General features: G+C 41.3%; 17 protein-coding genes and 1 pseudogene. 6 read left to right on the top strand and 12 right to left on the bottom strand.

Annotation, left to right across the window (positions count from 1 at the left end; translation table 11 throughout):
- Nucleotides 1–2 precede the first annotated feature (2 nt).
- The 5 genes from ACFG4S_RS00305 to ACFG4S_RS00285 form a co-directional block, all read right to left on the bottom strand.
- Nucleotides 3–1,010, bottom strand: a complete 1,008-nt coding sequence (locus tag ACFG4S_RS00305; RefSeq protein ID WP_392530072.1) for a hypothetical protein — start codon at nucleotides 1,008–1,010, stop codon at nucleotides 3–5.
- A complete protein-coding gene (locus ACFG4S_RS00300; RefSeq protein WP_392530071.1) occupies nucleotides 1,000–1,677 on the bottom strand; it encodes a DUF4186 family protein in 678 nt (225 codons plus the stop codon). The genes ACFG4S_RS00305 and ACFG4S_RS00300 overlap by 11 nt, the downstream gene beginning before the upstream one ends.
- 39 nt (nucleotides 1,678–1,716) lie before the next feature.
- Nucleotides 1,717–3,183 carry a helix-turn-helix domain-containing protein gene (locus ACFG4S_RS00295; protein ID WP_392530070.1) on the bottom strand — a complete coding sequence of 489 codons (1,467 nt, stop codon included), beginning with the start codon at nucleotides 3,181–3,183 and terminating at the stop codon, nucleotides 1,717–1,719.
- 2 nt (nucleotides 3,184–3,185) lie between these two features.
- Nucleotides 3,186–3,647, bottom strand: a complete 462-nt coding sequence (locus ACFG4S_RS00290) for a DUF6932 family protein (RefSeq protein WP_392530069.1) — start codon at nucleotides 3,645–3,647, stop codon at nucleotides 3,186–3,188.
- A 215-nt stretch (nucleotides 3,648–3,862) separates the two neighbouring features.
- Nucleotides 3,863–4,249: a hypothetical protein gene (locus ACFG4S_RS00285; RefSeq protein WP_392530068.1), complete on the bottom strand. Its 387-nt coding sequence runs from the start codon at nucleotides 4,247–4,249 to the stop codon at nucleotides 3,863–3,865.
- 128 nt (nucleotides 4,250–4,377) lie between these two features.
- On the opposite strand from ACFG4S_RS00285, the gene ACFG4S_RS00280 reads away from it, so the two are divergent.
- Complete coding sequence (locus ACFG4S_RS00280) at nucleotides 4,378–6,291, top strand: DEAD/DEAH box helicase (protein WP_392530067.1); 1,914 nt, start codon at nucleotides 4,378–4,380, stop codon at nucleotides 6,289–6,291.
- Nucleotides 6,292–6,345: 54 nt separating this feature from the next.
- Here the strand turns inward: ACFG4S_RS00280 and ACFG4S_RS00275 are convergent, their stop codons facing one another.
- Entirely contained in the window at nucleotides 6,346–6,489 is a 144-nt protein-coding gene (locus tag ACFG4S_RS00275; protein ID WP_392530066.1) for a hypothetical protein, read from the bottom strand.
- 272 nt (nucleotides 6,490–6,761) lie between these two features.
- Nucleotides 6,762–10,244, bottom strand: a complete 3,483-nt coding sequence (locus tag ACFG4S_RS00270; protein ID WP_392530065.1) for a caspase family protein — start codon at nucleotides 10,242–10,244, stop codon at nucleotides 6,762–6,764.
- Nucleotides 10,245–10,316: 72 nt separating this feature from the next.
- Here ACFG4S_RS00270 and ACFG4S_RS00265 point away from each other — a divergent pair, with 72 nt between their 5' ends.
- Complete coding sequence (locus ACFG4S_RS00265) at nucleotides 10,317–10,652, top strand: CU044_2847 family protein (protein WP_392530064.1); 336 nt, start codon at nucleotides 10,317–10,319, stop codon at nucleotides 10,650–10,652.
- Nucleotides 10,653–11,427: 775 nt separating this feature from the next.
- Here ACFG4S_RS00265 and arr read toward each other — a convergent pair.
- The 5 genes and pseudogenes from arr to ACFG4S_RS00240 all read right to left on the bottom strand — a co-directional run.
- Nucleotides 11,428–11,808, bottom strand: a pseudogene (gene arr, locus ACFG4S_RS00260) (NAD(+)--rifampin ADP-ribosyltransferase); the annotation flags it as partial.
- Between the two features lie 922 nt (nucleotides 11,809–12,730).
- A complete protein-coding gene (locus ACFG4S_RS00255; RefSeq protein WP_392530063.1) occupies nucleotides 12,731–13,087 on the bottom strand; it encodes a hypothetical protein in 357 nt (118 codons plus the stop codon).
- The gene (locus ACFG4S_RS00250; protein WP_392530062.1) at nucleotides 13,068–13,418 is read right to left on the bottom strand and encodes a DUF5674 family protein; all 351 of its coding nucleotides are present in this window, start codon (nucleotides 13,416–13,418) and stop codon (nucleotides 13,068–13,070) included. Before ACFG4S_RS00250 ends, ACFG4S_RS00255 begins: the two co-directional genes overlap by 20 nt.
- A gap of 43 nt (nucleotides 13,419–13,461) precedes the next feature.
- Nucleotides 13,462–14,313, bottom strand: a complete 852-nt coding sequence (locus tag ACFG4S_RS00245; protein ID WP_392530061.1) for a hypothetical protein — start codon at nucleotides 14,311–14,313, stop codon at nucleotides 13,462–13,464.
- A gap of 251 nt (nucleotides 14,314–14,564) precedes the next feature.
- Nucleotides 14,565–14,774, bottom strand: a complete 210-nt coding sequence (locus tag ACFG4S_RS00240; RefSeq protein ID WP_308737867.1) for a helix-turn-helix transcriptional regulator — start codon at nucleotides 14,772–14,774, stop codon at nucleotides 14,565–14,567.
- Nucleotides 14,775–14,964: 190 nt separating this feature from the next.
- Here ACFG4S_RS00240 and ACFG4S_RS00235 point away from each other — a divergent pair, with 190 nt between their 5' ends.
- The 4 genes from ACFG4S_RS00235 to ACFG4S_RS00220 all read left to right on the top strand — a co-directional run bounded on the left by ACFG4S_RS00235 (nucleotide 14,965) and on the right by ACFG4S_RS00220 (nucleotide 17,133).
- A complete protein-coding gene (locus ACFG4S_RS00235; protein WP_392530060.1) occupies nucleotides 14,965–15,840 on the top strand; it encodes a hypothetical protein in 876 nt (291 codons plus the stop codon).
- A 359-nt stretch (nucleotides 15,841–16,199) separates the two neighbouring features.
- Nucleotides 16,200–16,526 carry a hypothetical protein gene (locus ACFG4S_RS00230; protein ID WP_392530059.1) on the top strand — a complete coding sequence of 109 codons (327 nt, stop codon included), beginning with the start codon at nucleotides 16,200–16,202 and terminating at the stop codon, nucleotides 16,524–16,526.
- Nucleotides 16,519–16,719 (top strand): hypothetical protein, encoded by a 201-nt coding sequence (locus ACFG4S_RS00225; protein ID WP_094333526.1) that lies wholly within the window; start codon nucleotides 16,519–16,521, stop codon nucleotides 16,717–16,719. Before ACFG4S_RS00230 ends, ACFG4S_RS00225 begins: the two co-directional genes overlap by 8 nt.
- Before the next feature lie 24 nt (nucleotides 16,720–16,743).
- The gene (locus tag ACFG4S_RS00220; RefSeq protein WP_392530058.1) at nucleotides 16,744–17,133 is read left to right on the top strand and encodes a hypothetical protein; all 390 of its coding nucleotides are present in this window, start codon (nucleotides 16,744–16,746) and stop codon (nucleotides 17,131–17,133) included.
- The last annotated feature ends 38 nt before the right edge of the window (nucleotides 17,134–17,171 follow it).

Raw genomic sequence — 17,171 nt, 5'->3', positions numbered from 1 at the left:
GCTTACCTGCCTCCACGAAGAGGTATATCGGTGATGTTGCAAGCTCTTTCTTCACTGGAATATCTACTTTCTAATTCTTGCAGCCAAGCTTCAATTGCAATTTGCTGATTCTGTATAGCATAAGAAGTATCCTGGTTAAAACGCTGTTTGACTGAGGTAAACTCCTGAATCTGGAGCGGTACTGTTCGCAGTGGCAAATTTTCATCAAGCATTTGGAGACGATCAACAAAGCGATGCATATCTTCTGCTATGCCAATTGCTGATGGGGCTGTGAATGTAGTGTAGGCATATAAGTCGATGCCTAGCGTCAAAAGCCGTTTCATCAACTCAAATTGCTGGTCAAACAGCGCGGGTTCCGCACGAGTGTTAAACGCGAATGATTCAGCATTGAAACCCTTGAAGCAACAAACGCGACCGTAATTGGGGTATGTAGCGATGAGTTCAATGTCTGCGTCACAGAGAAATTGCCAGAAATAGTCATTACTGAGATTGTCATCAGACCAAAGATAGACCCGGTGTTCCAGCCCACGATTTCTGAGTTCAGTCATCATCCAAGGCACCCATTCAGGAACAAGATCCGGCTGACCACCAGTGAGGTCTATCATGGGCGGTGGGTTAGCCTGGTTGAGATAGCGATCAATTAAAGCGGTAGGAGTTAACCAGTCTGAGTAATTGGGATTAGCAGAAAGCAAGTCAAAGGGAACATAGCAATACCAACAACGCCAGTTGCAGGCCGCGTTTTGGAAAACCTGCGCCCGAATCATATCCATTGATGGCAAACCAAGCACCTTGCAGGCTGGGTCAATGGGTAAAGGATTTGGTGGCCAACAAGTGCTGCCAAGAATGCGCCGAAAGTGTCGGATGCGCCCGACACCACCACAGTTAGGAGGTTCACTCAAATCCTTTTCCTGTTCTGTGTTCAAGAAATTGGTGATGAGAAGACGCTTACCTTTTAAATCAACCGATGCAGACCGATAACGAGATGACAAAGCTTCTGTGTTAATTGCCATTGCTTCTCTTAGCTCCCTTATCTTCTGTAGATGACTTTTTAGGAGTTTTCTTTCTTATTGGTGGTATTTTTTCCCCTTTTTCTGTTAAATCTGGTAGCCGTTCCTCAATGTAGAGCATTACTAAGTCTGTGAAATATCCAATTTCCTCTTCAGTTAAATCTCTATCTTTAGGAATGTTATGCCAATACTCCATACACCGACGGCAGCAACAAGCTGTAGCATGTTGAGCATAGAAAATACTGTTACCAGAAAATGGAGTTTGCTGCTCATCTCGATACGGACGCATTTGTCCGTCCGGCATCTCATGCACTTCGCCAACATACTTTCTAATTCTGTGTTCTGATGCTTTACGCATTTCAATTCGACCCTTCCTAAGAGCATGATTGGCTGCATACTGGTCTATCTCGGTGTGCCAAAAATGATGTCGAATCCATTCATATTTGAGAGATACAAAAGTATGTTTAACTTCACTGAGATCGCGTTTGTGAACTCGATCCCAATCAATCAATTCTGCCCCACAATCACGGCATTGACCAAATTTGGTAGTCGCTTTCACCTTTCGGCTTGATTTTTGCAAAAAGCAATGTAACTCGTTCTTACAATCTGATTTAGTACATTTAAGCTTTAGGGGTTTCAGTTCTTCTTCTGCATTCCAATCTTTTGACATAAATTTCAAATTTTATGACTAATAAAACTTGTTTAATGTTTAAACATCAGATAGAGCTTGTAACAAAAGATTTCGGTCAACTTCATTCAAACGTCCAAAATTAGCTCTTTCTAACAGAAAGTCCCGTGCTGTCTGCCAAGGGTCTGTATAGTCAGTATCCTCAGTTTGCAGGTTAGTTGCGGCTCCCCACCAGTTTTCGCTCTGCAATGACAAACGAAATGCCATGTAATTGGCAAGTGAAGCAACTGACACATTTTCTCTGGCTGCGACTAAGGGAACGATATTTTTTAACCGTTCGATACTACCTTTAGCTTCCTTCTGACATAATTCGACTAATTCTTCAGCACGACCAGCAAGTATGATGTGTCCCGAAAATCGATTTGCTGTTAGCTCCTCTTTGGACTTCCATCGCTCATCATTTGTTTCACTATCTTCAACTACTATGCGTTCCTCCAGTTCTGGCTCTTGAGCTGCGTGCCATTGTTCGTGGAAAAGATCAAAAAGCCAACGAGCTGCTGACTTTGTTTGCTGCTTAAGAACTATGACGTTACGACCTTCTACACGCCAGAAAGCACCGTGAAATGCACTTGAATCATTCAGGGGTAGGACTGGCACTCCTAAACTCCATAAATAATGCAGCGCGTGTTTAAAAGTTAGAGAGCCATAAGTAGACAAAATTGCTTCTCGAACTTCATTAGGATTTGTGGGAATTGGTTTCTTAGGTAAATTAAATGTAGCATCAAGTACAAGAAGTGCCAAGAAATGCGCGTAAAGAGTGTAGACACTTAAACGATGCTCATCTGTTCCCTTACTTACTTTAAAGCGAACTGTTGCTAAGGCTGCTGTATTTAATTGAAGTGGACTGGAACTAAAGATAGCAGCTGGTGCCAATCCAAATATTCGGTTTAAAATTGCTGATGCTCGTAAAGCTATACTGCCTGTTTGGTCTTCAGATATATCATCTGCTTGCAAATTTCCCAAAAGTGATTGGGGAAGAAGTCTTTTAATAACGAAGTCGCGCTCAATTCCAACTTGCTTTAAGCGACCAAACAAAGTGTTTAGTGAAACTTGAGCATTGGGTAAAAAGACATCTTCTCGTACTTTAATTCCAAGAGATTGACTTACTTCTATCAATCGCGTAAAGCTAGCGGAAGCATATTCTGTATCTTCGTAGCGTTGTATCTGTTGCTCTTTCATTCCAAGCCGAACAGCCAAATCTTTTTGACTAAGACCAGCAGCAATGCGTGCTTTGATAAGAGCAAGTGGTAGCTCTTCTAATGACTCAAGCTCAAGCACTGTATGCTGACCGGACTTCAGAGCTTCATACTCTTCAATCTCTTCACGAAGTTCACTTAGCTGACTCTGTAAAGCATCTCGTTGCGCTGTCCACAACAATGGATGAACTTCTTCTCTCTTGTCTAAATTTCCTTCAAACTGTGCTAATGCTTCCTCAAACTTTTTAGCTTGAGCTTGTGTTACACGGTACTGTCGCTCATTCTTAATCATGGTTATAACTCTCCCAAATTTATAGCAACAATGCCTTTTGGGTTCCCATTTCTATCAATCTGAAAAAAATCGAGATAGGTCTTTCCTGCCTCATCTGCTATCCAGGATGTCGGAAAGAGTTCTCCTTGATACTTAGCCTTTTGTTTTTCACGTTTGTTATCAAAATTCAGAAGAATGGGATCAAGAAGTTCTGGATCAACGCCCTTAATGTCCCAACAGCCATCAAAGTCATTAGGATTCTCCTTTTCGGTTACAAAACTGCCATCAATGTAAATAACCTGACAGCCAGCCTTTGAGAGTGAATCAATAACAGATTTTAGTCCTTTAAGAAGTTGTTGTCGGCGCGGTGTAGTTCCAAATCGTTCCATAAATTCTTGCCATGTAGCCCAATGCACTCCTGGAGGCAAGTTTCCATCAGGATTAAACTCAGGTATCATAACACAACTATTTTGTTGTGTTGCCAATATAGCACACTAGAATTGATTCACTAGTCAAGTTTTAAAACTTAATTTATTTTTACTGTTCTCAACATTTGTGATATCTCCCTAACAGCCACTTTCTCTCGCTTCATCTGCTGAAATCTCTTCAGCAAACGCTTAGGGATATACTTTGATGACTTCACGCCTGCAATTGCCATTGCTCCAAAACTTGTAGTGATATGTCTGTTAATAATACTGCCTCATCTGCTAGTTTCTGACTCCAACAAGTTCAGCACTTTCTCCTCCAGCACCGTCAAGTAAGACCGCTTCAGCCTCCCCAACGAATCCAAAAACCTCTGCACCGATTCCTCCAGCCCACCCGAATACACCCGACTGATGCGATCGCAAATCACCTGCATCTGCTCACACTCGGCAGGCAGGTAATTGTAAGATTTGAGGTGCTGCAAACCAACGGTGTACTCGCCATTCCAGGTTTTGACAGTGCAACTGAACTCATTTACTTGGCTGATAATCCCCCAGCAGCCACCTTTGCCCCTGAGTTCTGGATTATCTTTGGTTAAGATTTGGCATACCTCGCCTAATTGATAGGTGTTAGGTACTCTAGTTCGCTCAATAATGCGCTCCACCAGTAACTGGCTTTGACCATGTATCTAAAAAATGACCTTTCTTCATGAATAAGACATTCTGTTTTTTGGGAATACTAATAACTAAAGATTACAAGCCATGTCTTGAATTGACCTAAATTAAAAACCACATGAGCCAAGTTAGTGATTTTAACCCAGAAATTCTGATTAAACGTTTAGATAAACAACAAGAGGATTTAGCAACGAGAATAGGTAGCGGTCATCGTTTACTTTCGGGTGTTGCAGGTTCCGGTAAAACACTTATTTTGCTCACTCGTGCCAGAATTCTAGCTCAACAACATCCAGACTACAAAATTTTGATTTTATGCTACAATATATGTCTATCTTCTTATATTAAATCCATTTTAAAAGAAGATAAAGCATTTGCAGAAAGCGCTAGGATTCAAGTCAGCCACTTTCATGAATGGGCACAAGAAGTTTTAGATTCAAGATATTCAATAACTCGTAATAGGCTTGGACATAAATTAACGTTGGAATTAGGAAGAGTGCCAACTAATTTAGAAATCGATGAGAGATGTGAAGATTTTTTAGGAGAACAGTTATTAATCAGGCTACAAGAGTTGCCTATACAATCCAAATGGGATGCTATTTTAATAGACGAAGGGCATACATTCTATCCTAGCTGGTTCAAAGCCTGTATATCTGCATTAAAAAACCCTAATACAGATCATCTGTTAATTGTATCTGATATTAACCAAAAATTATATAATAGACCTAAATTTACGTGGGCATCAGTAGGGATAAAAGCTCAGGGTAGAACTTATAGCAAGCAGTTTTATTTAGACCAAAATTATAGGAATACTCAGGAAATACTATCAGCAGCATGGAGTATTATTCAACCTTCAACTACAAATGAAGAAAATAATGATACCTTCCCAAATATTCAACCAACGGCATTTCTCCGTCACGGTTTAGCACCTGAAGTACAAATAGCTGAATCACCAATTCAAGAAATAAAATCAGTTGTCAATAAAATCAAAGATTTACAAAAGGCTGGTTATGAATTAGAAGATATCGCTATTTTGTACAAAGCTATTACAAGAGATGAAAAAGCCAGTTTTTATCTGCTTATAAGAGAATTAACAGAATCAGGGATAGGATACTATTGGGTTACAGAAGATAACCAGACAAAGAGAAGATATAGTATTAATACTCCTGGCATAAAAATTCTAACTACACTTTCATCATTAGGCTTAGAGTTTAAAGTAGTAATAATTTTATGGTTACAACAGTTTAATGAATGCCTTTGTGAGATTCAAGAAGTATCATTCATGACCCGAAGGCAACTGTATGTGGCAATGACACGCGCACAAAATGAATTGTATATGTTTGGTTCTGGTAATTCATCATTTTTAGACTATCTCAATCAAATAGAGACAATTAAATCACCAAGCAAAAATGATGATATTTTTATAAATAATTTAAAATCACAACAGATAGAGTTCAGCAAACGAATAATTATAAATCAATTCATAACTTGTAAGCTTGATGGATATCATAGGGAAATAATAAATATAGATGCTCCAGAGGAATTAGAGCCAATTGATGAATATTGTTGGCAAAAAGTCGATGATTATAAACGAAAAGGAGATAGACGATCAGCTAAAAGTATATACCAAGATAATATGAAAGGTAAGTTGGGTGAACTAGCATTAAAAAAATACTTGGGCAACCTCATAACCTCAGTTGATTTTAGTAATAAAGAATATGGTGATGGCGGCTATGATTTCTCTTTAAAATCAAACCCTAGTATTCGTTTACAAGTTAAAGCACGCCATAGTATTAACATAGAAACAAGCCAATGGAAAATTGCTGAGAAAGAAATTGATAATAATGATGTTTTAGTTTGTATTTACATCCAAGATGAAATTCATAGAAGACATGACAGTTATAATCTAATTTATGCTGGTTTTATTCCAACTAATCTAATTAAAAGGAAAAAAGTAGTTTACTTTAATATAAGTGATTTGCTGTATATAGGAGGATTACAAAATTATTTATATTCAATCCCCAATAGAGATTAAGGAAGTTTGTCATAAAACTTTCGTAAATAAACTATAAGTGGAAATTAATATTTTTTACTGTTCTATCACCCCTAACACCTTCAAAATCTCCCTAACCGCCGCTTTCTCTCGCTCCATCTGCGGAATGCGCTTCAGTAAAAGCTTGGGGATATACTTTGATGACTTAACTAAGCGATCGCCATCGCTCCAAAAACTCATAGTGATAATAAGCTGCTGGTAATCCTTGCATTAGCCGCCAGTTTCTAACTCCAACAAACTCAACACTTTTTCCTCCAAACCAGTTAAATAACGGGACTTAAACATTTTTGAGGCAAAAACAAGGCTTAAACCCTTACAGAGTAAGGAAAATACACCCATTGCTCAAAAATGGTTGAAACGCAGATGTATCAAGAAACTAAGCAAATCGATGTCAAAGTCTTTCTGTATCTACATTTGATGAGGTTTTCTGGCTACCTTTTGTCTAAGTCTCATTAATCACCGCTTTGAGATTCTTCTTGACTCCAAACATATTTGCGGCAGACTTCGCAGGCAGCTTTTGCTTCCTCGGTTTGCGGATTTTTGAAGATGGGATGGTAACGCAACCTGTTGCAACAGACTTCCAACCATTCTTGCACCCTACTTTCACTACCGCCACTGACAATTGTCTGCTCATCCGAGCTAATGACGAAAGACATAATATCTATCCTACGCCTGCGGGAAGGGTCTACTAAGGGATGACCTTCGATGTTCCACAACCGCACCGTTCCATCTTTACCACCACTAACAATTGTCTGTCCATCAGGGCTAAAAGCAACAGAACAGACATCACCCTGATGCCCACGTAAAGGGTCTACCAACGAGTGTGTTGGGATCTCTGACCAGTGTCCTTGGATGTCCCACAACCGCACCGTGCCATCAACACCACCACTAGCAATTGTCTGCCCATCAGGGCTAATGGCAACGGAACAGACATAACCCTGATGTCCACGTAAGGGGTCTGCTAAGGGTTGACCTTTGATCGCCCACAAACGTACTGTTTCGTCAGCACCACCACTGACAATCTTCTGTCCATCCAAGCTAATTGCTATTGAAGGAATATAACCCTGATGTCCAAACAAAGGGGCTGCTGCTAAGGGTTGACCTTGGATGTCCCACAACCATACCTTCCCGTCAACACTGCCATTGACAATTTCGTGTCCATTCGTACTGAAATCGGCACAAGAAACAGAACCGCCACTGGCAATCTGCTGTACATCCACCCTAATCACTACAGAAGAGGCATAATGCTCATGCCCACTAAAAGGGTCTACCAGACGATTATCTTTGATTTTCCACAACCGCACTGTTCCATCAACACCGCAACTGGCAATTGTTTGTGTGTCAGGACTAAAAGCGACAGAAACGACAATCCCTTCATGTCCACGGAAGGGTTCTGCTAAGGGCTTACCTTGTATATCCCACAACCGTACTGTCCCGTCTTCACCACCACTAACAATTTTCTGACCATCTGAGCTAAAGGTAACTGCTCTAACAAAACCCTGATGCCCTTGAAAGGGAGCTGCTAAGGAGTTACCTTGTGTGTCCCACAACCGCACTGTGCCATCTCCACCACCACTGACAATTGTCTGTCCGTCTCGGCTAAAGGCAACAGACATGACAATACCATCATGTCCCCAAAAAGGAATTGAGACTATACCTTTTATCATTGCCCAATTCAAGCTGTTTTGAACTTCTTTAAGAATGTGCTGAGGCATTTTCTTTAAATTCTCGCCCACTACCAGAATTGCAAGAACTAAACCATCTAAAGGTTGAACAGATAATAAATTCTGTGTCCTTGCCGCTTTCTCTCGCAAAGTAGCTAAATTAGCTTCAGTGAGCGCTCTTTGCAGTTCAGCAATTTGGTCTTTTTCATAGGCATCGCTGCGCTGGTAAAACTTTTTGGTAGGTGATGATAGAGATAGCTGTAGCTTGTCCCAATTTTCACGCACCTCTGCCAGCAATCCTCCCTGGATTAAGTATTTTTCATTCTCTTTTTTGTTCTCCCACTCGCGTAAAGCATCTGCTAACCTATCGCTCAAGCGCCGCAAATCTCGGTCTTGTCGTCGCCATTGGGCAAACCTCTCCCAACCCTCAATTAAGGCTTCATGAGCTAAATCAGCCCAAACTTCTCCCGTGGCTTCGATTTCTAGTACTATCAAGCGTCCTTGGATCAGCTTTTCTAAAACATCGCTTATGGCTTGCTGATCGCTTTGGTTCTCACTAGCAATATTTAACAATTTTGTTTTAAGTAGCCGCTGTCGAGTATCCTTTTCTTGTGTACCAGTACGTACCAGATTCAAGAAAATCCGCTTCACCCAATCTTGATCTTGCTGTTTGGTGAAACTTTCATATAGCTTTTCTGCGTGACGATTCAGCGCTCCAATTACTCCACCCAGATTGTTAAATTTAGCAACTGTTAACTGGTGTTTTTTTTGATCGCGCTGTTCCCAAAGTTCGGTGAGGGCAAACTGTAATAAAGGTAAACAGCCTCTCTCTTGTCCCACTACTTCTTGCTGGATAGCTCCCAATAGTCCTCTCTGCAACTGATAACCTTGCAAGTTTGCTGGGGATACAATTGCCTCTTCTAATTCCGCCCCCAGCAATGGCGGCATATAAACAGCCTGTTCCTGAATCAATTGAGTCAATCCCTTATAACTTAAACACAGTTCAAGAAAATCTGCCCGTATTGTAGTGACAATTGCCAACCGACTTTCAGAGCATTGTGTTATCAACTCAATGAATCGACTTCTCTCTTCTTCCTTAGAACAAAGGGTAAAAACTTCTTCAAATTGATCCACTACTAGCAAAAAACGTTCAGTATCTGGGAGTCGGGAAATCACCGCAGATAAATTATTAACATCAAGAAGAGCAGAAATTTCTCGAATTTCTGTGCGCCCAAACCACTTGGTAAAAGCTCGTTTCAATTCTACTAACGGTTCTATACCAGGCAGAATTATTTCTAATACTCTCCAATTATTCTTTTCTAGCACCGGAATCAAGCCTGCCCGCACTACTGAAGATTTGCCACTTCCTGAAGCGCCTATTATTGGGACAAATGTTGCTTGGTCAAGTTTTTGTTGAATCTTATTAACTACTTGCTGACGACCAAAAAAGAACTTTGCATGAACCTTGTCAAAAGCTTCTAACCCCCGATAGGGGCATTCTTCACTTACCACCTCAGTAGCTACTAAATTTTTAGGCGGATACCAAACTAGAGGAATTGACCTTCCTCCCCCCATGTAAATTGCTTCTTGTCCACTCCCCTTGAGTTCTCGTGAAATGAAGCTCATCAAATCATTGACATTAATTTCACCTGTCACTTCATCAGCTTTATCCTCAGCAAGTCCTTTAAGAATTGCTTTGGTAAAAATCCCGCCTTCTGAATCTTCACGCGCTCTTTCAAAGGCACGAGAGGCTGTAATTAGGCTGTAATCTTGTTTGCTGTTGAAAACGGAGAAACCAGACCTGATAAAACTTCTCTCTAGAAAAGACCCCGCATAGCAGCAATCCAGCAATACTACTAAACTGCTGAGTTGAGATTTAGCGATTAATGTGTTGAAGTGATCAAAAGCAATCGCATTTTGTCCATCGACTTTATGACAATCTGAAGTTGCCAAAAACCCTTCTGGTTCACCTATAAGGTTGAGCGCTTCAAATCCATGTCCTGCAAAATAAATCAGTGCCTCACTACCTTTGGCCTTCTCCAGCAAAAACGTTCTCAGTGTTCGACCGAGTTCTTTACCAGTTAACTTTTTATCCTGTGTGACTTGCCAGCGATTCTCACTCTCAATTAGCTTACCAGGCATTGGCTGAACATCAAACTGACCATGCTCACGCAATAGCTGTGCTATTTTTTCTGCATCGTTAACAGCCTTTGGTAGGTTTGTAAAATTGTCATACTTAGCAATGCCAATTACCAGTGCATATCGAGGCATACTGCCTAATCTAGTATCCGTTTTTACGTAATATTACAAGAATAACAACCCAAACACAAACTGAGGCTACAAATGTCAGAAGTGCAACGCCTGATTGTCAAAGAAGATGATCAAGAGTACGAAATTTATGTGGAATCAAAGACAGCCACAGAGGTTCCAGAAGAAGAGGAACCAGGATACCGTGATGGTTTACCGACGCTTAATATTGCAGAATTTCAAAACAAAATTCGTGATTATGCCAAGTTAGCGGTTGGGGCATTTAAAAATTTACCTGATGCTGAGGAGGTAACAGTTAAATTTGGCATCAAGTTGGGTGGTAAAACTGGTATTCCCTTTTTAACCGAGGGTTCAGCTGAGAGTAACTTTGAAATTGAGATTAAGTACAACTTGGCTCAAAAGAAACCATAAGTATAAGCACCTCATAATCGGCTACACAAACACAGTCCAGCTTCCTGCACTTTGTTTGCGTAGCCGTTTATTTTTTAAATTATTAACCCTGTTATGTCACTCTCGGAAAACAATAATTGAAGCAAGATTCTAAAACTTTTATTGAGTCAAGCTTTGAGACATTATTTTCTAACAGAAACTAAAATTTATAGCCAAAAACCCAAAAGCAAAGCTCTCAAAGGCTTTCAGGCATTGGCTTCTCCCAAAGTGACAGAACAGGGTTAATGTTGCTTAATTCTTAACCGAACCGAAAAGTATTGATTCAGTCTCCAGAACTAGCAGCTTCTTCTAAGTTTTCCTTTTCCCGTAGTTGATGAATGCGTAGGCTAGCAAGAACCGCAGGCATCGCTCTTAGAGAAATGCCAGTTATCTACATCTTCTGAGGTTCTATTGAGTTTTGCTAATTTCTAGCCAGTTGTAGAGTCTTAACTGAACTCTGTTGAGCGCTATATGAATCATGTAGAGGGGTTCTACAGCACTCAACTAAACAACTGGCTACGGCTGGATGTCAAGAAGCGGGAAGTTTTATCTTTTCCCTCGTACAACTTCTTCACTGTTCCGTTGTGTTGCTAACTCCATTGAAACTGCAACCCAAAGACATTGGATGCCAAATTGCCAAAATTTTCAGGGTATTCTTCCATGCTCCGACTCTAGAAGCGTCAACAATTTCTCTTCGACAGCCGTTAAATAAGGCCGTTGATTTCAATCGGTGAGCAGGGTGTGGGAATCTGAGAAATTAATTAATAATTTCTCCTTTGTTATTGGTCAACTTTTCACGCCATTTTTGGAGTTCTTCAGGTGTTTGTCTCACCCAATCTGTGACTTCCCCAACGATTTTTAATGGTGCTTGGGAGCGATATGAGCGTGTCGGATTGCCGGGAAATTTTTTGTCTGTAACATTCGGGTCATTTTCAAACTCCCCTGTTGGTTCAACGATATAAACACGTTCACGGTTATCGCCTTTTGCTAATCCAGCAGCTAGTCCCGCCCCATTGACAAGGGCTGTGAAATAAATGTGATTCATTTTGAGTTCAAGTTTGTAATTAGAACTGCCTCCTGCTGTCAGCAAATCGCCAACCTGCAAATCTGCTTTCGTTCCATGATAAAAGGGGCCTTTATCAGAAGGTTTATCCTTACACGAAGTTGCTAATTCATAATTCTTTTTTGCCTTGTCAGGGTCGCTTAAGTCCTCATAGCATTTAGCAATGTTTGAATATAGAGAAGGTATTGCACTCTTAACAGAGTCGTTATTTATTTTTAATGCAAACTGCAAAGCCGTTTCGAGCCATTTTAATTTATTAGAAACATTTTTTTGATGTCGAGCTACATAATGGGCTGAAATAAATTTTTCAAAGTCGTATGTCGCTTCGTTCCAGGCTTGAAGAAACAGTTTACTTGCTTCTTCTGGTTTGCCTTTTTCTTCCATGCCCATACCTTGAAGACAGAGTTTAACAACATTGTTGTTTGGGTTGAATTCCATGATTACTTTGTCTGGTAATGATTGTAATTTCGATTTAGTTGCTTGTCCTTAATCTGTTGAAGTGCATCGTAACTACTGCTAACGGTTCGCTTGAGCGGCTGCAAATAACCTTTACCTCACACCAACACCCACCCTTACCCCTGAGTTCAAGGTTGTCCTTGGCTAAAACTTGGCATACTTCGCCCAAGTGGTAGGTGTTTGGTACTCTGGTTCGCCCCTTGAAGCGCTGCACAATGTCTAACACCACGCCTCAGTTGCCCCTGCTATGCCTTAACTGATAATCGTTTAGTGTAATTCTGTATGAACTCAACCTTAGAATCATCATCTTCTCACCTCCAAAAACTGCAAAATGTCCCTCAACGCCACTTTCTTCCCATCCATCTCCTGAATGCACTTCAGTAACCGCTTGGGGATATACTTTGATGACTTGAGGGCGCGATCACTGTTGTGGGTGTTAGTGCAATCTGGCGCATAAGCTATGTCTGCAATTATGAATCGCATTACGCAATCTCACATTTTTGGTGAAATCCTAGCATTTTGGATGCAAGTAATAGGAGATTTAGGCAGATTGGGACAATAAACCTGACATATCTAATACCCTCTGTGACCAAGTACTCGCTTGCTCGGACATATTTTTCCGTTCGCTCTCTTCAGACCAAAGACTGTCAAATTTTAATTTCCATCGTGCTAGTTGAACTTGAATGCTAACCAATTCTTCGGCATACTCTGGTTCAATTTCTGCTGCTGTCCATTCAATAAAACATATAGTTTCATCTGCTACACTTTCCACTGCTTCCGGGTAAACAGTGTTACAAAATGTTCTTAACCTAGCTAAATTGGACGCAATATGTCCTAAGCGATTTGATGTATTTTCGCTTTGAAACCGTGCTTGTTTATCATCCCCTTGCTGGTTCATATCCACCTATTAACTCCTGAGCAATTTTTTTAACACGTTCTCGAATCTCTGGGTTTTGAATTATCATTGAGCGATTATTTTGACTAGGGCGGATGTTAATAATTGATTCGTAAGCTATTGATTGGTTAAATGGAATCCAGTCTGCACCCCAAATATCTCGCTGTCTACTACCATCTTCGAGTAATGCTGCTTCACAGTAGGCGTGCTTTTCCCCTCCCCCCGCTAAAGTACCTCTTTCTATGTCTATTGCTATTTTGATATAAAGTCCCAGAGTTTGCAGCATTTGCTCAAACTGTTCTAGCGTCGCCCTTTCTTTGATAATCAGTACCAATATTACACCCCTACCACAATAGATTACAGAAAGTATTGTTGCATTAATCTTTTATCTCAGACTCTAGAACACTCAACAATTTCTCTTCCAAAGCCGTCAAATAAGCCCGATTCAGCTTCCCCAGCATCTCCAAAAACTTCTGTACCGACTCCTCCAGCCCACCCGAATACACCCGATTGATGCGATCGCAAATCTCCCGAACCTGCTCACGCTCCGCAGGCAAGTATTCGTAAGATTTCAGATGTTGCAACCCAACCGTGTACTCCCCATCCCACATTCTCACGCTACAACTAAAGTCATTTACTTGGCTGACAATCCCCCAGCAGCCACCCTTGCCCCTAAGTTCGGGATTATCCTTGGCTAAAATTTGGCATACCTCGCCTAATTGATAGGTGTTAGGTACTTGGGTACGCTCCATGATGCGCTGCACAACATCTTTCACGATTCTACCAGTTGGTATTTTCCCTCCAGCCAGTTCTACTGCCCTTAGCCACACTTCCTGCTGTTCCTGGGGTTGAAGCTTTGTCATGGGTCGAACTTGGCGCTCACCCGTGGGCAGAATTTGTGATCCATTGGTTGTCAAATTCTCATCTGCCACATTTTGACAACCAATGGTTGTCAAATTTTCGTAAACACCAGCTGCGGCAATCAAGTAATTTGACTGTTGGCGACTATGAGCAAAGCGATCGCGGCAATATTCTTCAAAGGTTTTATGCGTGGAGCGATAAAGCCGTCTGTCCCTCAATTCCGTCAGTGCTTTTCCTGCCTCAAAAAACGCTCTTTCCACACGGCGCTCTAGGTGAAGGCGGTCGCGCTGTTCTTCTTCTGTCAACTCTGGAATTTCGACAGAGGTAACAGTTATGTCTGCTAAAACCGGATCTTCCTCGTTTGACATATTGATTAACGCCGTTTCCACTCTATGAAGTAAATCGACATTAAGTTGCAACTCAGTTGAGCTAATCTTGCTTAATACATATTCCGCAACTATCAGCAGTCATGCCTAATCCATACTGGGAAACGGATTTACGGAGCGCCAAATGCAAGGAATGGTAGCTTGAAGTTCATTGCAACGTAATAAATACTTAAGATGACAGAAGCGATCATCTCTTCCAGAAAAGCAAAAAAGTAACACTTAAAAGGTTTATTTCATTCGAGAGCATTACCTGATTCCTTTACTGCCGTCATCAGTTCATCAAAACTGCATTCGTACAGTTTCATGAGTTCGCTGAACTGATCAATTCGTAGTTTTGGAATAGTTTTCCCATACTCCCAATTACGAACAGTAGATTCTGCTATACCTACACGGCTAGCAACATCTACTGTTCTTAGTCCTTTTCTTTCTCTTAGCTGCTTCATATTCATTACCTAAGTTTATCAAGAGTGTATTATATCTCATTAAATTATCTAGTTAGTAAATTCAGTTATAATATTTCGTTGTGCTATTGACAAACGCTAACGGGTTAGCAGATAATAACAATATAGAGAAGCGCCCTGGACTCGCAATCTCAAGCGCTTCTCTTGCCCTAAATTTAAAGGCTCATCAATCATGACATACCAAATCTACAGCCAACAACAGCTGCAACTGAAATCCATTGCGCGGCTCAAGCAAATCTACAGCGAAATCGGCTGCACAGTTGAAGTAAGCGACAAACGCTGTAAGGATTCTTGGATTTCCGCCATTGTTAACTATCAGGCAAGCAAGATTCAGAAAGTCGCCCTCACTGCCCCCGACAATCAAGCCCTCGCCCAAGCCGAACTCGACAGCTACATCGCTGACCAAGCCCAAGTTGTAGCTCCCGAACCCCTCACAATAGTCGAAATCTCGTTTGACCATCACGAATATTACGCTGGTAATCAACTGATAGCCAGCATCAGCCATGACGACAACCACTTAACGCAACGCTGGGTAGTCATCGTCAACGAGAAAGAAGTATTTCGTGCTAACACTCTAATGCGTTGCGATCGCTTCATCTGCACTCACTATAAAGATGGCTCATTACCTGTGCAGGAGAAAGAAGCAGGGGGGCAGGGAGCAGGGAGCAGAGGGGAAAGATTCTCTCCCATACACCCCGCACCCTGCTCCTTGTCATCTTCTACGACCGAAAACCAAATCATGGCGCATATCTTCAACGAGTGCCAGAATTACGGGTTTGAAATTCTCGACGATGGCATTTACAACAACGGCGTGAAACTGGGGCAAGTCGGATGCACTGACGGGAACTGGTGGGTGAAGAGGCGTTATTCAGTCCAGCAGCAGTATTCTAACTCGGTGCTTGATGCTGTGCGATCGCTGTCGATAGTGGATGTGTCTACTGATAGTAAATCCATTTTTGAGGAATATTTTTTAGATCAGCCGTTAGAGCAGCTAACTGGCGATAAATTGCAGCGCCTGCTGGAGAGAGCGGAGTTAGTCACAGCGTAATTCAGTAGTCAGAATCCAGGAGTCAACTCCAATTCGCAATTGGCAATTCGCAATTCGCAATTAAGACAATTTAGTGGGGGCTTGTACCTCCCACTATCTTGTTGACCACCAACCTACGGTATGGTGGCGGCTTTAACTCCAAGGTTAGCCAATTAATCAATTAGTTCATAATTCGCATTTTCAATTGCGAATTGCGAACTGCGAATTGCGAATTGTTTGGTCAGGAGTCAGTAAAGAAACAAAGAGCAGGGAAGTTAATAAAATCTGCCCTCTTTCCTCCTCTTCTTCCCAAAATTCTGACTTCTGAATTCTGACTCCTGAATTCTTCTCTCATTTCCCCTTCATTCACCTATTCATCTATGAAACCGACAATTTCAATCCCTCAACACTGGGGCTACCCTCGCTTTGGTTTGGAACAGCGTACAACCCAAGGCATCATCTTGGGACTTTATTACTATCCTTCGGGTACAGAGTTGGCTGAACAATTTGATGATGGTTGGCGCTATGTGCTGCTGCCTAACAAGAATTCTGATGAAATATCGTACTTAAAAGAGGATCAAATTAAACCGCTTTCCCCAGAGGAATTATTCTCAGAAATCACAGCAGAAATTGAGCTTTACCAACAGCAAATAGCAATTCTGCAACAACAGTTGTTAGCCATCACTGGAGGTAGCACCAATGGCTAATTCTACAGACAGTTTTGACCGTCGGGCTAATCATCTCCTGCGTTTACTTCAACTTTGTGGTGGTTGTGTTCCTCTGCACTCTCTCCAATGCCAAGTTTCAAATTCAGTTATTCAAACTCTGCTGGATAAAGAACTTGTGCAAGTACAGAACACGGGACGCGGTTTTTTGTTGGAGATTGCCGAGGATTTTTAGCTCTTAATCGAAGAGGAACCAATTATGAAACTTTACGCTAAGACGATTCCACACACATTACCAGATTGGGCAACCACCGTTACAAAGAGTGCAGATTTGTTTGAGGTTGAAATTAACGATGAACACCCCAATTTCCAATCTCTGCTTGAAGAGTTAGAAACCGAGATTGAACCAGGGACAATAGGTGTAAAGGCAGAGGATTTATGTTCCAGGCTTGGCTTTGATTTGTCTAACCCCAACCTACACCAATTAGTTGAACAAGCCCAAACTCTGATATCCCTTATTGCTTGGCACCCAGACTACAAACAACTACTGGAGTTGGGATATCAACCTGATTTAAACATTGCTGATGCTCAAACTGCACTCACTTATCTGGAATGGGAGCTAGAGCGGAATCGAGAACTTTCTAATTAATACAAAAGCGTTCATCCAAAGGAATGCCATTACTTCAG

Origin of the sequence: Nostoc sp. C117 (assembly GCF_043099735.1) — a bacterium.
Lineage (GTDB): Bacteria > Cyanobacteriota > Cyanobacteriia > Cyanobacteriales > Nostocaceae > Nostoc.
This window is presented reverse-complemented; position numbering and strand designations above follow the sequence as displayed.

Bases quoted from the DNA above. Each gene is read 5' to 3' on its own strand.
- ACFG4S_RS00295 (WP_392530070.1), bottom strand. From the start codon at position 3,183: ATGATTAAGAATGAGCGACAGTACCGTGTAACACAAGCTCAAGCTAAA.
- ACFG4S_RS00235 (WP_392530060.1), top strand. From the start codon at position 14,965: ATGACATACCAAATCTACAGCCAACAACAGCTGCAACTGAAATCCATT.
- ACFG4S_RS00280 (WP_392530067.1), top strand. From the start codon at position 4,378: ATGAGCCAAGTTAGTGATTTTAACCCAGAAATTCTGATTAAACGTTTA.
- ACFG4S_RS00245 (WP_392530061.1), bottom strand. From the start codon at position 14,313: ATGTCAAACGAGGAAGATCCGGTTTTAGCAGACATAACTGTTACCTCT.
- ACFG4S_RS00225 (WP_094333526.1), top strand. From the start codon at position 16,519: ATGGCTAATTCTACAGACAGTTTTGACCGTCGGGCTAATCATCTCCTG.
- ACFG4S_RS00220 (WP_392530058.1), top strand. From the start codon at position 16,744: ATGAAACTTTACGCTAAGACGATTCCACACACATTACCAGATTGGGCA.
- ACFG4S_RS00265 (WP_392530064.1), top strand. From the start codon at position 10,317: ATGTCAGAAGTGCAACGCCTGATTGTCAAAGAAGATGATCAAGAGTAC.
- ACFG4S_RS00255 (WP_392530063.1), bottom strand. From the start codon at position 13,087: ATGAACCAGCAAGGGGATGATAAACAAGCACGGTTTCAAAGCGAAAAT.
- ACFG4S_RS00305 (WP_392530072.1), bottom strand. From the start codon at position 1,010: ATGGCAATTAACACAGAAGCTTTGTCATCTCGTTATCGGTCTGCATCG.
- ACFG4S_RS00275 (WP_392530066.1), bottom strand. From the start codon at position 6,489: ATGAGTTTTTGGAGCGATGGCGATCGCTTAGTTAAGTCATCAAAGTAT.
- ACFG4S_RS00300 (WP_392530071.1), bottom strand. From the start codon at position 1,677: ATGTCAAAAGATTGGAATGCAGAAGAAGAACTGAAACCCCTAAAGCTT.
- ACFG4S_RS00240 (WP_308737867.1), bottom strand. From the start codon at position 14,774: ATGAAGCAGCTAAGAGAAAGAAAAGGACTAAGAACAGTAGATGTTGCT.
- ACFG4S_RS00270 (WP_392530065.1), bottom strand. From the start codon at position 10,244: ATGCCTCGATATGCACTGGTAATTGGCATTGCTAAGTATGACAATTTT.
- ACFG4S_RS00230 (WP_392530059.1), top strand. From the start codon at position 16,200: ATGAAACCGACAATTTCAATCCCTCAACACTGGGGCTACCCTCGCTTT.